An 18,073-nucleotide genomic window follows, 5' to 3' on the forward strand; every position below is an offset into this window, starting at 1 on the left:
GATCATCCGTCTCCCTCGGCGGCTCCCAGGATGCCGGGGAGAGCCTGAAGAAGCGCGTCCACTTCGTCGTCGCCGAGGTTCAGCGGCGGCATCAGCCGTACGACATCGGGGGCGGGCGCGTTCACCAGGAAACCGGCCTCCTGAGCCGCCTTCTGCACCTGCGGCGCGAGCGGCTCGGTGAGCACGATACCCAGGAGCAGCCCCGCACCCCGGACATGGGCGACCAGCGGGTTCCCCAGTGCCTCGATTCCGTCGCGCAGCTTCTCGCTCTGCCGCTTGACGTTCTCCAGCAACCCGTCGTTCGCGATGGTGTCGAGGACGGCGAGTCCCGCGGCGCAGGCGACCGGGTTACCGCCGAAGGTCGTGCCGTGCTGCCCCGGCTGGAGCAGTTCGGCCGCCCGCCCGAAGGCGACGGTCGCGCCGAGCGGCAGTCCGCCGCCGAGCTGCTTGGCGAGGGTGACCACGTCCGGCAGCACGCCGTCGTGGGCCTGGTACTCGAACCAGTGCCCGGTACGGCCGATTCCGGTCTGCACCTCGTCGAGGACCAGCAGCGCGCCCTTGGCCGCCGTGATCGCCCGGGCCGCCTTGAGGTAGCCGGCGGGCGGGACGACGACGCCGTTCTCGCCCTGGATCGGCTCGATGACGACCAGTGCGGTCTCCTCGGTGACCGCGGCGTCCAGGGCCTGCGCGTCGCCGTAGGGCACATGCGTGACGTCGGCGGGCAGCGGCAGGAAGGGGGTCTGCTTGGCGGGCTGGCCGGTGAGCGCGAGGGCGCCCATGGTCCGGCCGTGGAAGCCGCCCTCGGTGGCGACCATGTGGGTGCGCCCGGTCAGCCGGCCGATCTTGAAGGCCGCTTCGACGGACTCGGCACCGGAGTTGCAGAAGAAGACCTTGCCGTCCCGGCCGAAGAGCTGGAGCAGCCGCTCGGCGAGGGCGACGGTCGGCTCCGCCATGAAGAAGTTGGAGATGTGGCCGAGGGACGCGATCTGCCGGGTCACTGCCTCGACGACGGCCGGGTGCGCGTGGCCGAGGGCGTTGGTCGCGATACCGCCGACGAAGTCGAGGTACTGCGTCCCCTCGCTGTCCCAGACCTTGAGTCCCTCGCCGCGGACGAGGGGCAGGCGCGGGGTGCCGTAGTTGTTCATGAGCGAGCCCTGCCAACGCTGGGTGAGCTCCTGATTGTCGGTCATACGGCATCCCCCTCTTGCGTGTCCGGCACGACCATCGTGCCGATGCCCTCGTCGGTGAAGATCTCCAGCAGGATCGAGTGCTGGACCCGCCCGTCGATGACCCGGGCCGTGTTCACGCCGTTGCGCACGGCGTGCAGACAGCCCTCCATCTTCGGGACCATGCCGGAGCTCAACTCCGGCAGCAGCTTCTCCAGTTGGGAAGCCGTGAGGCGGCTGATCACCTCGTCGCTGTTCGGCCAGTCCTCGTAGAGACCCTCGACGTCCGTGAGGACCATGAGAGTCTCCGCTCCAAGAGCAGCAGCGAGTGCCGCAGCCGCCGTGTCAGCATTGACGTTGTAGACATGTCCGTCGTCCTGGCTACGGGCGATCGACGAGACGACCGGGATACGGCCGTCGGCGAGAAGTGCCTCGATCGCGCCCGTGTCGATCGCGGTGATCTCGCCCACCCGCCCGATGTCGACCAACTCGCCGTCGATCTCGGGCTGGTGCTTGGTGGCGGTGATGGTGTGGGCGTCCTCGCCGGTCAGTCCGACGGCGAGCGGCCCGTGTTCGTTGAGCAGGTTGACCAGCTCGCGCTGCACCTGTCCGGCCAGCACCATGCGTACGACGTCCATGGCGTCCTCGGTGGTGACGCGCAGGCCGGCCTTGAACTCGCTGACGATGCCGTGCTTGTCGAGGGCGGCGCTGATCTGCGGGCCGCCGCCGTGCACGACGACCGGCTTGAGGCCGGCGTGGTGCAGGAAGACGACGTCCTGGGCGAAGGCGGCCTTGAGGTCCTCGTCGATCATGGCGTTGCCGCCGAACTTGATGACGACGGTCCTGCCGTTGTGGCGGACCAGCCAGGGCAGCGCCTCGATGAGGATCTGGGCCTTGGGGAGCGCGGTGTGCTTTCGCGTGGTGCTCATGAGCTGTAGGCGCTGTTCTCGTGGACGTAGTCTGCGGTGAGGTCGTTGGTCCAGATGGTGGCGGTCTCGGACCCGGCGGCGAGGTCGGCGACGATGTGCACCTCGCGGTAGCGCATGTCGACCTTGTCGCGGTCCTCGCCGACGCCGCCGTTCTTGCAGACCCAGACGCCGTTGATGGCGACGTTCAACTGGTCCGGCTCGAAGGCGGCCTTCGTGGTGCCGATGGCGCTCAGGACTCGGCCCCAGTTGGGGTCCTCGCCGTGGATGGCGCACTTGAGGAGGTTGTTGCGGGCGATGGAGCGGCCGACCTCGACGGCGTCGTCCTCGGAGGCCGCGTTGACCACCTCGACCTTGATGTCCTTGCTGGCTCCCTCGGCGTCCCGGATGAGCTGCTGGCCGAGGTCGTCGCAGACCGTCCGTACGGCTTCCGCGAACTCCTCGTGAGCCGGGGTCGCTTCGGAGGCGCCCGAGGCGAGCAGCAGCACGGTGTCGTTGGTGGACATGCAGCCGTCGGAGTCGACGCGGTCGAAGGTGGTCCGGGTCGCGGCCCGAAGTGCCTTGTCCAGTGCGTCACTCGGCAGGTCGGCGTCGGTGGTGAGGACGACCAGCATGGTGGCGAGGCCGGGGGCGAGCATGCCCGCGCCCTTGGCCATGCCGCCCACGGTCCAGCCGTCCTGGGTGACGACGGACGTCTTGTGGACGGTGTCGGTGGTCTTGATGGCGATGGCGGCCTTCTCACCGCCGTGCTCGGACAGCTGAGCGGCCGCGGCCTCGACTCCCGGCAGCAGCTTGTCCATCGGGAGCAGCAGGCCGATGAGGCCGGTGGACGCGACGGCGACCTCGCCCGCGCCGATCTCCAGCACCTCGGCGACCTTCTCGGCGGTGGCGTGCGTGTCCTGGAAGCCTTTCGGCCCCGTGCAGGCGTTGGCGCCACCGGAGTTCAGCACGACGGCGGTCAGCTCACCGCTCTTGAGGACCTGCTCGGACCACAGCACGGGCGCGGCCTTGACGCGGTTGGAGGTGAAGACGCCGGCGGCGGCGCGGCGGGGCCCGGTGTTGACCACGAGGGCCAGGTCCGGGTTGCCGTTCTCCTTGATTCCGGCGGCGATGCCCGCCGCCTGGAACCCCTTTGCTGCCGTGACGCTCACGGTGCGACTCCGATCGTGGAAAGACCGAGCTCCTCGGGGAGACCGAGGGCGATGTTCATGCTCTGGACGGCACCGCCCGCGGTGCCCTTGGCCAGGTTGTCGATGGCGCTGATCGCGATGATGCGGCCCACGGACTCGTCGAGGGCGACCTGCACCTGAACGCCGTTCGAACCGTAGACGGACGCCGTGGCGGGCCACTGGCCCTCGGGGAGCAGGTGGACGAAGGGCTCGTCGGCGAGGGCCTTCTCGTAAGCGGCGCGGACGGACTCGGCGGTGACGCCGGGCCTCGCCTTGGCGCTGCACGTGGCGAGGATGCCGCGGGGCATCGGCGCGAGGGTCGGCGTGAAGGAGACGGAGATGTGCTCCCCCGCGACTCCGCTGAGGTTCTGGACGATCTCGGGGGTGTGCCGGTGGCCGCCGCCGACGCCGTACGGCGACATGGACCCCATGACCTCGCTGCCCAGCAGATGGGGCTTGGCCGCCTTGCCCGCGCCGGAGGTGCCGGAGGCAGCGACGATCACGGCCTCGTGCTCGGCGAGTGCGGCGGCGTAGGCCGGGAAGAGGGCGAGGGTGACGGCGGTCGGGTAGCAACCGGGCACCGCGATGCGCTTGGACCCCTCCAGCGCGGCGCGGGCGCCCGGCAGTTCGGGAAGGCCGTAGGGCCAGGTGCCGGCGTGCGCGGAGCCGTAGAAGCGCTCCCAGTCGGCAGCGTCCTTCAGCCGGAAGTCGGCGCCCATGTCGATGACGAGGACGTCCGGGCCGAGCTGTTCGGCGACGGCGGCGGACTGGCCGTGGGGCAGCGCGAGGAAGACGACGTCGTGTCCGGCGAGGACGTCGGCCGTGGTCTCCTGGAGCACCCGGCCGGCCAGCGGCAGCAGGTGCGGCTGGAGCGAGCCGAGTCGCTGCCCGGCGTTGGAGTTGCCGGTCAGCGCGCCGATCTCGACCTCGGGGTGCGCGAGGAGCAGTCGCAGGACCTCACCGCCCGCGTATCCGCTCGCTCCGGCCACCGCCGCACGTACCGCCATGTCATCCTCCTCCTGGATGGCATGACTATACGTTTCGCTGCACGTTTATGCAACCACATGCATACTCACGCCCGCCTCACACCACGCCTCCTGCGCAGGGCCGCGAACGTGCCGAGTCCGGCGAGCGTGACCAGCGAGCCGCCTCCGACCGCCGCCCCCAGGCGCAGCCCCGGCGGTCGGAAAGCGCAGGTGACACTCGTCGAGGTGCCGTCGAGCGGGACGGCGATCAGCCCGTGGTACTCCTTGGCGGGCACCGGGGCCGCGGCACCGGAGGCGCAGCGCCAGCCCGCGATCCGGGGCGCGGCGACGACGGCGACGCCCTTGCTGCCCGCCGGGAGCTGGGCCCGGATCGTGCCGCCGGAGCCGGAGACGGTCACCTCGGTGGCGCCGGTGGCCCGCAGCTGTCGTACCACGGAGTGCAGACGGCCGGTGTCCAGGCAGCCGACCGCCCGGTCCGGCACGACGCCCATCCGCTTCGCGGACAGCTCGATCGTCAGGCGCCCGGAGTCCGGGACCGTGCCGAGCCGCGCCATGGCGGCGATCTTGGTGAGGGGCCGCCAGTCGGCCCGGAACCGGCCGGTCAGCCCGTGGGCGGAGGGGCCGGCGAGCCGTGCGGTGCCCGCGAAGTGCGGCGCCCAGAGGTAGACCTCGTTCCCCGCCGGGCATTGGGCGGTGATCGTCGCCCTGCCTCCCGTCCGCACGCCCTGGCGCCGGTCGGTGCTGCGGTCCGGCTTCTTCCCGGCGCCGTTGAGGACGGTGATGCGGGGCAGGGTGTAGACGCGGGCGCCGAGCAGGAGTTCCTGGTTGCGGTAGGGCGACGGCCCGTAGGAACCGGTCGCGGCGGACGGCCGTACCGTCACCAGGGGCGGGACGTCCTCACGGGTCACGGTCACCCCGCTGCCGTCCTGCGGGAACCAGTTCTGGTGCGGGTCCGGCGGCGAGTGCACCCGGGCGCCCACGGAGAAGATCGCGTCCGTGACCGCGTTGTCCAGGCTCTGCAGGCTGCGGCCGCCCGAGGTCCAGCCGCCGCCGAGGGCGGTGAGCGTGCTGCTGAGCACGGCGGAGGTGTGGCTGCTGTAGTACTGGGCGCCCTGTCCGCCGACCTCCATCGGGTCGTTGCCGACGGTCTGCTCCCGGCCGGGGTCGGTGCGGTAGCGGGGCCAGCCGTCGGCCCGGGCGATCGCGTCCGCCTGGTCCCGCTGCCGGTCGCCCCAGGGGGCGTAGTCGTCCATGTGCCCGAACCGCATCCGGGTGGCCACCGCGTCGGTGGCGGTGGCCTCGCCGAGCTGCACTCCGACGAGCAGGACGGCCGCGAGCGCGGCCGGGGCCACGCGCAGCACGGGTCGTTCACAGCCGAGCAGGACCAGTCCGAGCAGCGCGCCCACGGCCGCCGTCACCGCCACCGGCCAGACGAAGAAACGGACCAGCGGGCTGCCGCTCGCGACGGCCGCGATCAGTGCGAGCAGTCCGGCCGCCGCGGCCAGGGCCCGCCGGTCGAGGGGGCCGTAAGAGAGCGTGTGCCAGCCCGCGATCACCAGGAGGGCGCACACCACGAAGGTCTGGCGGTACGAGCTGCCCTGCGGTTCGACGAAGGCGTGCCACAGCAGATGGGTCGGGCCCCACTGCATCGACAGGGTCACGGCGAGCACGAGCAGCGTCCACCCGGCGCGCACCCGGCGGGGTGCGGCCCGGTGGAAGGGCAGGGCGAGCGCGAGCAGCAGTGCCGTGGTGCCGACGAAGAGCGCAGGGGAGCCGAAGCTGTACGTCGTCGGGAGCAGCCGGGCCAGCAGGTCCTGCGTGCCCACCGGGGCGAACCGGGTGAACCGGCCCTCGGAGGCGTGCGCGCTGCCGAAGTACACGACCGTGACCAGGGGCGCGGCCAGGCCCATGCCGAGTGCGAAGGTCAGTGCGGCCCGGCCCGCCGCGCTGAGAGTGCGCCGGCGCGGCAGACCGGCCAGCCACAGCCGCAGCAGGAACACGAGAGCGGCGGCGAGGGTCGCCATGTACGCGGTGTAGAAGTTGGCGATCCACGCGGCCGTCACGACCAGCACCCCGAGGAGCGGGCGCCGGTCGGCGAGGACCCACTCGCCGACCAGGCACAGCAGCGGCAGGGCGATCAGGCCGTCGAGCCACATGAGGTTGTACGAGGCGGTCGCCACGGTCCAGCCGCACAGGGCGTAGGACGCGCCCAGCAGCCCCGCCGCCCACCAGCGGCCGGGGCGCAGCCGCAGCAGCAGCCAGGTCATGGCGGCCCCGGCGCAGGCGATCTTCAGCACGGTGATCACGTACACCGCGAGATCGATCTCGTCCCTCGGGAACACCGCCACGAGCAGGGCGAACGGGCTGGTGAGGTAGGTGCCGAGGTCGGGCAGGAAGCTGGTGCCGAAGCCGGACTGCCAGTTGACGAGGAGACCGCCGGTGGCCTTTCCGTGCAGCAGGTCCCACAGGTGCGCGTGGAAGGGGACGTACTGGTTGCCCAGGTCGTTGACGTTCCGGGTGCGCGGGCCGAAGGGGTAGCTGCGGGCGACGGCGTCGGCCGCGCAGAGCACGACGACGGTGATCGTCGCCGCCAGCAGGGCAGCCTGCCCCGGTCCGGCGGGCGGGCTCGGTGCGGCGGGCGGGCGTGGTGCGGGCCGCGACGGCCGCACTCCCGCGAGGTCGTCGGCGGTCCTCAGTTCGGGCGGGATGGTCGGTCGCACGCCCTGTTCGCTGGTCAATTCAGGCCCCCGTCCGGGGCTTTCACCCCAGCGCGTTGTTTCTGCGCCGAATTAGACGGGGGGTGAATCCGGTTGGTTGTGCTCCTGCCGATGACCGTGAAGTGAATTCGGTACGGCTCGAAAGCGACGGGAAAGTGCCGCATCGCCCGGGGGTTCGAAGAGATCTGCGGGGACTGCTGTCCGTCGGAACAGCAGCCCCCGCCCCACCCGCTACCTCTGCCTGATCCTCAGGAAGGTGACCGAGTTCGCCGGGAAGGTGTACGAGAACTTCCCGGCGACCCCGTCGAAGGTGGACGTCACCGGGGCGACCGCGGTCGACGTCTCACTGTTCACGGCGTCCGGGGCGGCCGCCAGGGTGGTCACCCTGGCCCTGGACGCGACCTCGGCGCCGCCCAGGTCGATCGCCGTACGGGCGGCCGAGTCCTGTGCGTTGACGACCTTGACGATCAGTTCACCGGTCTTCCTGTCCTTGGTGACGACCTGGCGGAACGGCTCGGCGGGCTTGTCGTCCTTGAAGCTGCCCCATTCCTGCCCGTCCAGGTAGAGGGTGACCTGGCGGCCCCGCACCTTGACGTCGACGTCGTAGGTACGGCCCGTCTCCACCGACCCGGCCTTGGAGATCAGCGTCGACTTGCCGCCGTCCACGGCCTGTTCGACGGCGCTCTGGGTGTTGTTCCAGCCGCCGATGTTCCACCAGTAGTAGTTCCCGGTGTCCTTGACGCCGAAGGCGACGAGGAAGCCCTCCTTGCCGGCCTTCTTGGTGGCCTTCACCTTCAGGTCGTAGTCGTGCCAGGACGGGTCGCCGGCCGAGACCATGGTGTTCTCGGCGTTCACGTCCGTCTGCACGTACTGCCCGTCCTGGACGCTCCAGGCGCCGCCCCCGGTGTGGGTCCACTGCGAGGCGCCCGAGGAGAAGTCGTCGGTGAGCAGCGCCCGGCCGTCGGCGTCCGTGACCTTCACGTCGTCGTACGCCGCCGTCGTCGCCCAGGTCGACAGGCCCACCGCGCCGGTGATCGGGGCGAGCAGCGAGGGCGTGCCGGTGGCCGTGGAGGGCACCACGCGGTCGCCGACGTTGTTCATGAACAGCTTCTGGACCTCGTAGTTGGCGGAGTTCCAGGAGGCGTGGTTGTTGAACCAGATCAGGTCCGGGCGCCACTGGACGTAGTCCTCGTTGGCGAACAGCGGGGCGTAGGAGGCGAGTTTGACGACGTCGGCGTTGCGCTCCAGGCCGGTCATGAACGCGGCCTCGCTCAGGCCGTTCTTGAAGGTGTTGCCCCAGGAGGCGTACTCGCCGAGGAAGACCTTGGGGCCGCCGCGGTCGTAGGAGTCGTAGCGGTCGTTGTTCTGGAGGAACCACTGCGGGCTGTTGTAGTAGTGCTCGTCGACCATGTCGACCTTGGCGTCCTTGTTGAGCTGCCAGGCCGTGTCGAAGGTGGTGCCGGAGTCGTCCGGGCCGGAGTTGGAGATCACCTGGATCTCCGGGTGCTTCGCCTGGATGGCGGCGCGGAACTGCTTGAACCGGGCGAAGAACTCGTTGGGCAGGTTCTCCTCGTTGCCGACCTCGATGTGGGTGAGGCGGAAGGGCTTGGCGTGGCCCATCCTCGCCCGCACCTTGCCCCATGTGGAGCTCGCCGGGCCGTTGGCGAACTCGATGAGGTCGAGGGTGTCCTGGATGTGCCGCCTGAGCAGTGCCTCGTCGGCGACGGCCTGGTTCTGGCCGCAGCCGGTCACCAGCGCGGGGACCACGGGCAGCGGCATGGCGCCGATGTCCTCGGAGAGCCGGAAGTACTCGTAGTAGCCGAGGCCGTAGCTCTGGTTGTAGCCCCAGAAGTTGGCGTTGGTCGCGCGCTGCTCGACCGGGCCGACGGTGTCCTTCCACTGGTAGGACCGCTTGCGCTGGTAGCCGGAGGCCTCGCTGTAGTCCTCCATCGAGCCCGTGTTGACCAGGCAGCCGCCGGGGAAGCGTACGAAGCCCGGGTGCAGGGCGGCGACCTTCTCGGCGAGGTCCTTGCGCAGACCGTTGGGTTCACCGCGGAAGGTGTCACGCGGGAACAGGGACACCATGTCGAGCGCGGCCGCGGCGGAGGAGGCCACGGTGAGGCGGCCGGCGCTGCTGGTCCGGGTCGCGGTGAAGGTGAGCTCGTACCGGGCCCAGCCGCCCTTGCGCACGGCCACCTTGCGGGCGGGTGCGAGGGTGCCGTCCGTGTCCTGCAACGAGACCGTGAGGGCCGTACCGGCGTCCGCGCGGGCCCACACCGAGAAGTCGTACTTCTTGCCTGCCTCGATATGGACGCCGGTGTTGTACCCGGCGTTGGTGACGGCCGAACCGGAGCCCAGGGACAGGTAGTTGCGGTTGCGCTCGTTCAGGCGTCCCTCGTCGTTCACGACCCGGGCGGTGCCGTCGACCGTCCACGAGGTGAGCGGGGTGTACGAGGAGTTGTCGGCGGTGGAGTACTCGAAGGACCGGTTCTGCACGAGTTCGGCGTACAGCCCGCCGTCGGCGGCCCGGTTGATGTCCTCGAAGAAGACGCCGTACATCGTGTCGTCGATCTTCGGGCCCTTGGCCGCCGGGTCGACGGTGATCGCGTAGTCGGTGACGTCCTCGGCATGGGCGGGTGCGGGGACCAGACCGGCGGCCACCAGGAAGGCGGTGGCGCTGAGACCGAGTCTCCAGCGGGTGCGTGACATGGATGCTCCGCGGCTCTCTGTCGAAGGTGACGTTCGAAATACCAAACGATGATCAGCACTTCGAACGGCAAGATAGGGAGGGTGATCGGGAGCGTCAACGGGTCGCGCGGTATCGAAAGTGTCGGAAGCGAGGCGGGGATGGGCGAGTTCTGGCCGGTGGCGGACGTGCTGGGGTATCTGGCCGGGAGCTGGCGGACCGAGCGGACCGTGCGGGATCTGGCGAGCGGCGAGCAGGGGGTGTTCTCGGGCACCACCGCTTTCGGCCAACTGGAGGGCGGCGGGCTGCTCTCCCGGGAATCGGGCACCTTCGTCTGGCAGGGCGTGGAGCGCCCCGCCGAACGGACCCTCCGCTTCCTGCCGGGGGAAACACCGGGCACGGCGGACGTCCGCTTCTTCGACGGACGCCCCTTTCACGACCTGGACCTGTCCTCCGGCCACCACATCGCCGACCACCCGTGCGCGGCGGACCTCTACCGCGGGGAGTTCACCGCGCTGGACGCGGACCACTGGCACACGGTGTGGCGGGTCGGCGGCCCGGCCAAGGACCTGGTCCTGACGACGGACTACACGCGCGTGGGCTGAACCGGCACACCCTCGAAGCGCAGGTTCCAGCGGCCGGCCCGGCCGGTCACCGTGGTGGCCGACAGGGGGCGCACGTCGATGTTCCAGTAGGTCGACGGCGGAGCCTTCAGCGCGTACACCAGCGCGGCCCGGATCACGGCGGGCTCCGCGACGGCGACGACCCGGCCGCCGTCCTCCACCGGCCGGGTGTCGAGCCACTCCCCCACCCGGGAGATGAAGGTCAGCAGCGACTCGCCGCCGTGCGGGGTCGCACGCGGGTCGGCGAGCCAGGCGTCCACGGCCTCCGGCTCGCGGGCCATCGCCTCGCCGAGCGTCAGCCCGCGCCAGCGGCCCATGTCGCAGTCCCGCAGGGCGAGCTGGACCAAGGGCGCGTACCCGAGGGCGTCCCCCGTGGCACGGCTGCGGGGTGTCGGCGAGCAGTACCGCAGTTCCGCCGCCGCCAGCGGCAGCAGGTCGTGCGCCACGCCCAGCACCTCGTCCCAGCCCGCCTGGTCGAGCGGACGGTCGTCCTCGAACCGCTCGGCGAGCAGCGAGGAGCTGCGCGCGGCGGCGACGAACGTGACCCGAAGTTGCATGCGGCGATCGTGAGCCGCGAAAGTGCGCAGGTCAAGAGGCGTTACCGGGGAGTTACCATGGGTGCGCGCGGGCTCACCGGTCGAAGGCGAGCACCATCCAGATGTCGGGCTCGGCCAGCGGGGCGAAGCCGAGCTTCTCGTAGACCCCGTGGGCGTCCTGAGTGGCGAGCATGACCCGCCTCAGTCCGTGCGGCCGCAGGTGTTCCCGTACGGCCCCGACGAGCGCCACACCGATTCCCTTCCCGCGCACGGCACGGTCCACGTACACATCGCACAGCCAGGCGAACGTGGCCATGTCGGTGACCACGCGCGCGTAGGCCACCTGCTCCCCCGACCCCGTGTCGTACACCCCGAAGTTGAGCGACCCTGCGATCGCGCGGTCCTGCTTCTCCCGGGTCCGCCCGATCGCCCAGTACGCGTCGGTCGACAGCCAGTGGTGCACCCGCTCGGCGTCGACGCGGTCGGGGTCGGTCGTGATCTCGTAGCCCTCGGCGAGGGGCGGAATGTCGTCCATGCCGGGAGATTCCCAGCTCACGGCCGCGGGCGTCGAGCGGTTTTCCCGGTGAGCGCGGCGCGTTGTCAGTGCCGGGTGCGATGCTGCGGACATGACGGGGATGACGACGGCCGCGGACTACGGCTGGCTGAAGGAGCGGTACCAGCTCCTGCTGGAGGCGTACTGCGTCACGCTGGTGCGGGGCCTCGGCCCGGAGGAGCTGCTCCGGGAGCTGGGAGCCGAAGCACGGATCCACCTCGTCGGCGTGGAGGCGCTGTCGGGGCCCTCGCACGAGGCGTCGCGCTCCGGCGGACGGTTCGTCGGTGCCGCGGCCTTGGACGGCTGGACGCTGATGGTCGAGTACAACGGCTACCTCGGCGTCACCGAGGAGGCCATGCTGCCGCTCTCGCGCGGCCGCCGGGTGGTCTCGCACTTCCTCAACGTGAACGCGGTGGACCGCTTCTGCTGGTACGAGGACGGCGATCTGCGTCTGGACTTCCAACCGCTCTTCGCCGACGAGCGGTACGGCAGCCATCCCGACGATTTCCTCGCCGAGATGCGGGAGTCGGGGTTCGACCTGGCCGAGCGCGACGAGGACGGCGACCACGACGCGTACTACGCGTCCCTGACCGGCGCCTCCTTCGCCCTCGCCCACCGCCTCACCGGCATACGCCTGACGCCGGAGCTCTTCGCCACCGCCGAGTTCCGGTGCGGGGTGGCGCCGTCCGGCTAGAGCACCTCCGCGCAGGCGGTCCGCAGCCGTCGTACGCCTTCCCGGATCTCCTGCGGGCCCGCCACCGCCGCGAAGCTCAGCCGCACATGACCCGCCGGGGGCTCCGCGCTGAAGTACGGGCGGCCTGGGGTGATCGCGACGCCCGCGCGCAGTGCGGCCGAGGTCAGCGCGGACTCCGTGCCCTCGGGCAGGCGCAGCCACAGGTGGTAGCCGCCCGACGGGATGTGCGGGAGGGCGAGTTCGGGGAGGTCCAGGCGCAGGGCGGTGGTCATGGTGTCGCGGCGGGCCTTCAATTCCGCCGAGATCGACCGCAGATGGCGGGGCCAGGCCGGCGAGCCGACGAGTTCCAGGGCCGCCTCCTGGAGCGGGCGGGGCACGAAGAAGGTGTCGACGATCTGGATGGCGCGCAGGCGTTCCAGCACCGGGCCGCGTGCGGCGAGCGCGCTCACCCGGAAGCTCGGCGAGGTCGCCTTGGTCAGTGAGCCGACATGGACGACGACTCCGTCGGGGTCGTCGGCGGCCAGCGGACGCGGCAGCGGGCCGGCGTCCTCGTGCACGAGCCGTCGTACGAAGTCGTCCTCGACGACGAAGGCGCCGGCCTCGCGGGCGATCCGCAGCACCTCGCCCCGGCGTTCGGGGGCCAGTACCGCGCCGGTCGGGTTCTGGAAGAGCGGCTGGCAGACGAACACCCGGGCGCCGGTCGCCCGGAAGGCGTCGGCGAGCAGGTCCGGCTTCACCCCGGCCGGGTCCACCGGGACGGGGACGGGACGCAGCCCCGCGGAGCGCGCGATGGCCAGCATGCCGGGATAGGTGGGCGACTCGACGAGGACGGGTGCGCCGGGCGGGGCCAGCGCGCGCAGTGCCGTCGTGAGCGCCGACTGGCCGCCCGCGGTGATCAGCACCTCCGCGGCGGTGATCGCGCCGCCGATGTTCCGCGCGAACCACTCGCGCAGTTCGGGCAGTCCCTCCGTCGGTGGTCGCCCCCAGGCTCCGGGGCGGCGGCCCGCGCGGGCCAGGGCGGCGGACATCGCGCGTTCGGGCTGGAGGGAGGGGTGCAGATAGCCGCCGTTGAACTCGATCACCCCGGGCGGCGGGGCGGCCAGCGAGACCAGGACACCGGACGCGTCGACCGACCGCGGCACGAGGTCGGCGGCGCCGTCCGCGCTCAGCGCGACCTCCTGCCAGGAGGTGTCCCCGGTCGCGGTGGTGGCCGTGCGGGCCGGTGCGCGGAAGGCGCCGGCGCCGGGGCGGGTGACCACGAGTCCCTCGGCGGCGAGCTGGGCGAGGGCGCGGGAGACGGTCACGGGACTGACCCGGAACCTCTCCACAAGGGTCCGGCTCGACGGGAGCTTTCCTTCAGGTGAGTAGCGGTCCAGCTCTCGCCGCAGTTGTTCTGCCAGTTCACTGACGCTGCTACGCTCTTGCATGAGAGTACAGAGTAGCGCTACTGCACCGACCGGGATAGCGGTCACCGGCCCGCCCAGGACCTTCGGCACCGTCCAGGCCGCTCTCGGGGTCGCCGCGTTCTCCCTCACCTTCCCGGCCACCGCGTGGGGGCTCGAAGGCTTCGGGCCCTGGTCCCTCGTCGCGGTCCGCAGCGTCCTGGCGGCGCTGATCGCCGGCGGCTGTCTGCTGGCACTGCGCGTGGCGCCGCCGAGCCGCAGTGCCTGGCCGGGGCTCGCGGTCGTGGCCGCCGGGGTCGTCGTCGGGTTCCCGCTGCTGACCACGCTCGCCCTGCGGACGTCGACCACCGCGCACGCCGCCGTCGTGGTCGGTCTGCTCCCCCTGACGACCGCGCTGCTGTCCGCCCTGCGGGTCGGCGCCCGCCCCTCGCGCACCTTCTGGACGGCCTCGCTCGCGGGTGCCGCCGCGGTGGTCGCCTTCACCGTGCAGCAGAGCGGTGGCGCCCTGACCACCGCCGACCTGTATCTCTTCACCGCGCTGCTGGTGTGCGCGGCCGGCTACACCGAGGGCGGCCGGCTGGCCCGGGTCATGCCCGGCTGGCAGGTCATCGCGTGGGCGCTGGTGCTGTGCCTGCCGGTCAGCGTGCCGGCGGCGGCGCTCGCGCTCTCGTACGAGCCGGTGCACCTCACCGCGCACGGCGTCGCCGGGCTGCTGTGGGTGGCGGCGGGCTCGCAGTTCCTCGGGCTGGTCGTCTGGTACCGGGGCATGGCGGCGATCGGGATCCCCAAGGCCAGCCAGTTGCAGTTGGCCCAGCCCCTGCTCACACTGGTGTGGTCGGTGCTGCTGCTCGGCGAGCACCTGACGGTGGCCGCCCCGCTGACGGCCGCGGCGGTGCTCGTGTGCATCGCCGTCACCCAGCGGGCCCGGGGCTGACGGCGCACGCGCCGGTCCAACCACGCCCCCGCGCCGTAAAATCGGGGCCACGGACCGCTGCTCCCGCACTTCGTGAGGAGGCCCCAGACGATGCGTGCAACCGTGGGCGACCAGCTTGTCCAGCACGGCAGGGTGGTCGGACAGCAGGACAAGGTCGGCGAGATCGTCGAGGTGATGGGTCAGGAGGGCAACCCCCCGTACCGCGTCCGCTTCCAGGACGGGCACGAGGGCGTGTGCTCACCGGGGCCCGACACCGAGATCAGGCACCGCTTCCAGCAGACCGGCCGGTGAACCGGCGCGGGGGAACCGCCGGCTCCTGGTAGTGGTCGGCGACCACCCGCGCCATCGCCCCGACCGGGTCGGAGGCGACCTCCCGCGCGGCGAAGAAGACATGCCCGCGCGCCTGCTTGTACCGCCGTGCGAGCGTGAGGTGCCGCGACAGCTCCGCGGGGTCCTGCCAGGGGGCGGGCTGTGCCGGGTCCCCCGCCTTGTAGAGGGCCTCGCCCAGGTAGAGCTTCGTCCTGCTCCCGCGCGCCTGCTCCGCCCACCAGGGCACCAGCTTCGCGTAGTCGGCGGCCGCGAAGCCGATGTTCCAGTAGAGCTGCGGCACGAGGTAGTCGATCCAGCCCTCGCGCACCCACTTGCGGGTGTCCGCGAAGTTGTCGTCGTACGACTGCACTCCGGCGCGGGTGTCCGAGCCGAGCGGGTCGGAGGCCACGTTGCGCCACACCCCGAAGGGGCTGATCCCGAACTGTGCGGTCGGACGGATCCGCTTGACCGCTGCCGCCGTCTCCAGGACCAGCTTGTCGATGTTGTGCCGCCGCCAGTCGCCGCGGTTCACGAAGTCGCCGCCGTACGCGTCGTAGGCCGCGTCGTCGTCGAAGGTCTGGCCGGCCACCGGGTACGGGTAGAAGTAGTCGTCGAAGTGGACCGCGTCCACGGGGTACTTGCGCACCGCGTCGAGGATCGCCTTCTCGACGAAGGCGCGGACCTCGGGCAGGCCGGGGTTGTAGTAGAGCTTCCCGCCGTACGGCACCACCCAGTCCGGGTGCACGCGGGCGGGGTGCGAGGCGACCAGCTTGGCCGGGTCGCCGTGGTTCGCGACGCGGTACGGGTTGAACCAGGCGTGGAGTTGCAGGCCCCGCTTGTGCGCCTCGGCGACAGCGGTGCCCAGCGGGTCCCAGCCGGGGTTCTTGCCCTGCGTCCCGGTGAGGTACTGCGACCAGGGCTCGTACGGAGAGGGCCACAGGGCGTCGGCGGTGGGCCGTACCTGGAAGATCACCGCGTTCAGCCGGTCCGCGGCCGCCCGGTCGAGGTGGGCGATCAGCTCGGCGCGCTGCTGTGCGGCGGTCAGCCCGGGCTTCGACGGCCAGTCCCGGTTGGACACCGTGGCCAGCCACACACCCCGCATCTCGGTCGCCGTCCGCCGCGGGTGGCGTGGTGCGGCGGCCGCTCCCGAGGCCGTCGTCAGGGTGGAAAGCGCGGCCAGCGCGAAGGCCCGGCGCGACAGACGTCCCATGTGCACACTCCCCCAACACCATGGATCCGCTCGGTCACGGATCGTCTCCGCGCCCCAGAATGCCCGACGGATGCCGGACCCCGACGATCGATCATCGATACTTGGGAGTAACGTGCACGAACGGAGCAGGTACCGGCCACGGCGGACCTGCCACGAGGTGAAGACCAGCGAAAGGGACGAAGTGACGGACTTCCCGGCGGGAGACATCGCACGCGTCGGAGTGGTGGGCTGCGGCCAGATGGGGGCGGGCATCGCCGAGGTGTGCGCCCGTGCCGGTCTGGACGTGAAGGTCGCCGAGACCACCGGCGAGGCCCTGGAGATCGGCCGCACCCGGCTGTTCAACTCCCTGACCAAGGCCGCCGAACGCGGCAAGATCAGCGCGGACGAGCTGGCGGCCACGCAGGCCCGGCTCTCCTTCACCACCGACCTCGGCGAGTTCGCGGACCGTGACCTCGTCATCGAGGCCGTCGTGGAGAACGAGCAGGTGAAGACGGAGATCTTCCAGGTGCTCGACCAGGTGGTGACCCGCCCGGACGCGATCCTGGCCTCCAACACCTCCTCCATCCCGCTGGTGCGGCTCGCGGTCGCCACCTCGCGGCCCGACCAGGTCGTCGGCATCCACTTCTTCAACCCGGCCCCGGTGCAGAAGCTCGTCGAGCTGATCCCGGCGCTGACCACCTCCGAGGGCACCCTGGCCCGCGCCCAGTCCTTCGCCGAGAAGCTCCTCGGCAAGCACGCGATCCGCGCCCAGGACCGCTCCGGCTTCGTGGTCAACGCACTGCTGATCCCGTATCTCCTGTCCGCGATCCGGATGTTCGAGTCGGGCATCGCCAGCCGCGAGGACATCGACAACGGCATGGAGCTCGGCTGCGCCCACCCGATGGGCCCGCTGAAGCTGTCCGACCTGATCGGCCTGGACACCGTCGCCTCGGTCGCGTTCAGCATGTACGAGGAGTACAAGGAGCCCCTGTACGCCGCTCCCCCGCTGCTCCAGCGCATGGTCGACGCGGGCCGGCTGGGCCGCAAGTCCGGCTCGGGCTTCTACACCTACGGCTGACCGCACCCTGTCCGTTCCAGGGTGTTGATTACACAGTGCTACGACCACGGGCTCGGCACTCTCCGGAGCGCCGGGCCCGTGGCATTCACACACCGTGTGCGCGCCGGGCCCGCATATGCCTGTCGCACACTCTCCCCACGCACCCACCAGGCGAGTTGACTCTTCATGCGCATGCAAGGGATGTGACGACTACGGAAAGGAGCGGACTCGTGACCGCCGACCCGGAGCATCCCGTGATCCATGGGGAACTCGCAGAGTTACGGCGCCGCCTCGATGTCGCGTACGCACGTGTCGAGGGAGGTCTGGCTCTGCTCAGTCATCGTACGGAGGAGACGGACAAGGAGATCGACGATCTGAGCGCACGGATCATCGCCCTGGAGCACGCCCGCTGGCCGCTTCCCGCGGTCGCGGCGATCACCGCCGTGGGCGCGCTCGTCGTGGCGATCTGGCAGGCCCTCGGTCACTGAGGCTTCGGGACAGACGGGTGGGGAATCAGGGCAAGGTGTCCTGACCGAGCCTCAGGTGATGCAACAGCAGTAACGCGGCCGCCATGTTGGCGGCCGGGACCTCCCCACGGGCGACCATGTCGGGAACGAGCTTCAGGGGGACCCATTCCCGGCGGTCCGACTCGAAGTCGTCCACGGGGTGCCCGACGTACTCGCCCTCCTCGGCCCAGTAGATGTGGTGCCGGGCGTCGGTGAGCCCGTTGGAGGGCTCCACACTCATCAGGTGCTGGAGCGGCCCCGGCCGCCAGCCGGTCTCCTCCTCGAGCTCCCTGGCGGCCGCGACGGCGATGTCCTCGCCGTCCTCGACGACACCCGCGGCCAGTTCCCAGCCCCAGCTGTCGGTGATGAAGCGGTGGCGCCACAGCAGGAGCACTTCGTTGGCCTCGTTCACCACGGTGGCGACGGCGACCGGCCTCAGCCGTATCAGGAAGTGGTCGAGATGCCGCCCGTCCGGTAGTTCGACATCGGCGAGATTCACGCTGAACCAGCGGTTTTCATACACGGTTTGTTCGTTCTGTTTCGTCCACTGCACGGTTCTGCCACCTTCCGTCGAGTAAGTGGCAATATCGCAGCAGGGACTGTGAGGTGTCGGCGTCCG

Annotated in this window: 17 protein-coding genes; 6 read left to right on the forward strand and 11 right to left on the reverse strand. The window is 71.0% G+C overall.

The genetic code is table 11. The features are described from left to right. Positions 1 to 2: 2 nt before the first annotated feature. The 6 genes from IOD14_RS30455 to IOD14_RS30480 all read right to left on the reverse strand — a co-directional run bounded on the left by IOD14_RS30455 (position 3) and on the right by IOD14_RS30480 (position 9,673). Complete coding sequence (locus IOD14_RS30455; RefSeq protein WP_123988012.1) at positions 3 to 1,190, reverse strand: acetylornithine transaminase; 1,188 nt, start codon at positions 1,188 to 1,190, stop codon at positions 3 to 5. Next, positions 1,187 to 2,095 (reverse strand): acetylglutamate kinase, encoded by a 909-nt coding sequence (gene argB / locus IOD14_RS30460; RefSeq protein WP_123988013.1) that lies wholly within the window; start codon positions 2,093 to 2,095, stop codon positions 1,187 to 1,189. Before argB ends, IOD14_RS30455 begins: the two co-directional genes overlap by 4 nt. Continuing rightward, positions 2,092 to 3,243 carry a bifunctional glutamate N-acetyltransferase/amino-acid acetyltransferase ArgJ gene (gene argJ, locus IOD14_RS30465; protein WP_123988014.1) on the reverse strand — a complete coding sequence of 384 codons (1,152 nt, stop codon included), beginning with the start codon at positions 3,241 to 3,243 and terminating at the stop codon, positions 2,092 to 2,094. Before argJ ends, argB begins: the two co-directional genes overlap by 4 nt. After that, positions 3,240 to 4,268: an N-acetyl-gamma-glutamyl-phosphate reductase gene (gene argC, locus IOD14_RS30470; RefSeq protein WP_123988015.1), complete on the reverse strand. Its 1,029-nt coding sequence runs from the start codon at positions 4,266 to 4,268 to the stop codon at positions 3,240 to 3,242. Before argC ends, argJ begins: the two co-directional genes overlap by 4 nt. A 65-nt stretch (positions 4,269 to 4,333) precedes the next feature. Beyond that, the gene (locus tag IOD14_RS30475; RefSeq protein WP_212672062.1) at positions 4,334 to 6,967 is read right to left on the reverse strand and encodes a YfhO family protein; all 2,634 of its coding nucleotides are present in this window, start codon (positions 6,965 to 6,967) and stop codon (positions 4,334 to 4,336) included. A gap of 228 nt (positions 6,968 to 7,195) precedes the next feature. Continuing rightward, complete coding sequence (locus IOD14_RS30480) at positions 7,196 to 9,673, reverse strand: alpha-L-arabinofuranosidase C-terminal domain-containing protein (RefSeq protein ID WP_212672063.1); 2,478 nt, start codon at positions 9,671 to 9,673, stop codon at positions 7,196 to 7,198. A 138-nt stretch (positions 9,674 to 9,811) separates the two neighbouring features. On the opposite strand from IOD14_RS30480, the gene IOD14_RS30485 reads away from it, so the two are divergent. Beyond that, the gene (locus IOD14_RS30485) at positions 9,812 to 10,255 is read left to right on the forward strand and encodes a DUF6314 family protein (RefSeq protein WP_123988018.1); all 444 of its coding nucleotides are present in this window, start codon (positions 9,812 to 9,814) and stop codon (positions 10,253 to 10,255) included. On the opposite strand, the gene IOD14_RS30490 is transcribed toward IOD14_RS30485, so the two are convergent. Further along, positions 10,237 to 10,830 carry a histidine phosphatase family protein gene (locus IOD14_RS30490; protein ID WP_123988019.1) on the reverse strand — a complete coding sequence of 198 codons (594 nt, stop codon included), beginning with the start codon at positions 10,828 to 10,830 and terminating at the stop codon, positions 10,237 to 10,239. The two genes, IOD14_RS30485 and IOD14_RS30490, sit on opposite strands and share 19 nt — an antisense overlap. Before the next feature lie 73 nt (positions 10,831 to 10,903). After that, complete coding sequence (locus IOD14_RS30495) at positions 10,904 to 11,344, reverse strand: GNAT family N-acetyltransferase (RefSeq protein ID WP_212672064.1); 441 nt, start codon at positions 11,342 to 11,344, stop codon at positions 10,904 to 10,906. A gap of 91 nt (positions 11,345 to 11,435) precedes the next feature. On the opposite strand from IOD14_RS30495, the gene IOD14_RS30500 reads away from it, so the two are divergent. Next, positions 11,436 to 12,056 (forward strand): DUF6461 domain-containing protein, encoded by a 621-nt coding sequence (locus IOD14_RS30500; protein ID WP_212672065.1) that lies wholly within the window; start codon positions 11,436 to 11,438, stop codon positions 12,054 to 12,056. Here the strand turns inward: IOD14_RS30500 and IOD14_RS30505 are convergent. Next, positions 12,053 to 13,483 (reverse strand): PLP-dependent aminotransferase family protein, encoded by a 1,431-nt coding sequence (locus IOD14_RS30505; RefSeq protein WP_123988022.1) that lies wholly within the window; start codon positions 13,481 to 13,483, stop codon positions 12,053 to 12,055. The two genes, IOD14_RS30500 and IOD14_RS30505, sit on opposite strands and share 4 nt — an antisense overlap. On the opposite strand from IOD14_RS30505, the gene IOD14_RS30510 reads away from it, so the two are divergent. Beyond that, positions 13,482 to 14,393: a DMT family transporter gene (locus IOD14_RS30510; RefSeq protein ID WP_212672066.1), complete on the forward strand. Its 912-nt coding sequence runs from the start codon at positions 13,482 to 13,484 to the stop codon at positions 14,391 to 14,393. The two genes, IOD14_RS30505 and IOD14_RS30510, sit on opposite strands and share 2 nt — an antisense overlap. A gap of 90 nt (positions 14,394 to 14,483) precedes the next feature. Then, a complete protein-coding gene (locus tag IOD14_RS30515) occupies positions 14,484 to 14,684 on the forward strand; it encodes a DUF1918 domain-containing protein (protein WP_123988024.1) in 201 nt (66 codons plus the stop codon). On the opposite strand, the gene IOD14_RS30520 is transcribed toward IOD14_RS30515, so the two are convergent. Further along, entirely contained in the window at positions 14,653 to 15,912 is a 1,260-nt protein-coding gene (locus IOD14_RS30520) for a family 10 glycosylhydrolase (protein WP_212672067.1), read from the reverse strand. The two genes, IOD14_RS30515 and IOD14_RS30520, sit on opposite strands and share 32 nt — an antisense overlap. A 157-nt stretch (positions 15,913 to 16,069) precedes the next feature. Between IOD14_RS30520 and IOD14_RS30525 the strand changes: the two genes are divergently transcribed. Then, positions 16,070 to 16,969, forward strand: coding sequence for a 3-hydroxybutyryl-CoA dehydrogenase (locus tag IOD14_RS30525; protein WP_280843508.1), 900 nt, complete (start codon positions 16,070 to 16,072; stop codon positions 16,967 to 16,969). 209 nt (positions 16,970 to 17,178) lie between these two features. Beyond that, on the forward strand, positions 17,179 to 17,436 hold the full coding sequence (locus tag IOD14_RS30530; RefSeq protein ID WP_123988026.1) for a hypothetical protein: 258 nt from the start codon (positions 17,179 to 17,181) through the stop codon (positions 17,434 to 17,436). A 25-nt stretch (positions 17,437 to 17,461) separates the two neighbouring features. On the opposite strand, the gene IOD14_RS30535 is transcribed toward IOD14_RS30530, so the two are convergent. After that, a complete protein-coding gene (locus IOD14_RS30535) occupies positions 17,462 to 18,007 on the reverse strand; it encodes an NUDIX hydrolase (RefSeq protein ID WP_123988027.1) in 546 nt (181 codons plus the stop codon). Between the last annotated feature and the right edge of the window lie 66 nt (positions 18,008 to 18,073).

The organism is Streptomyces sp. A2-16, from assembly GCF_018128905.1.
Classification (GTDB): domain Bacteria; phylum Actinomycetota; class Actinomycetes; order Streptomycetales; family Streptomycetaceae; genus Streptomyces.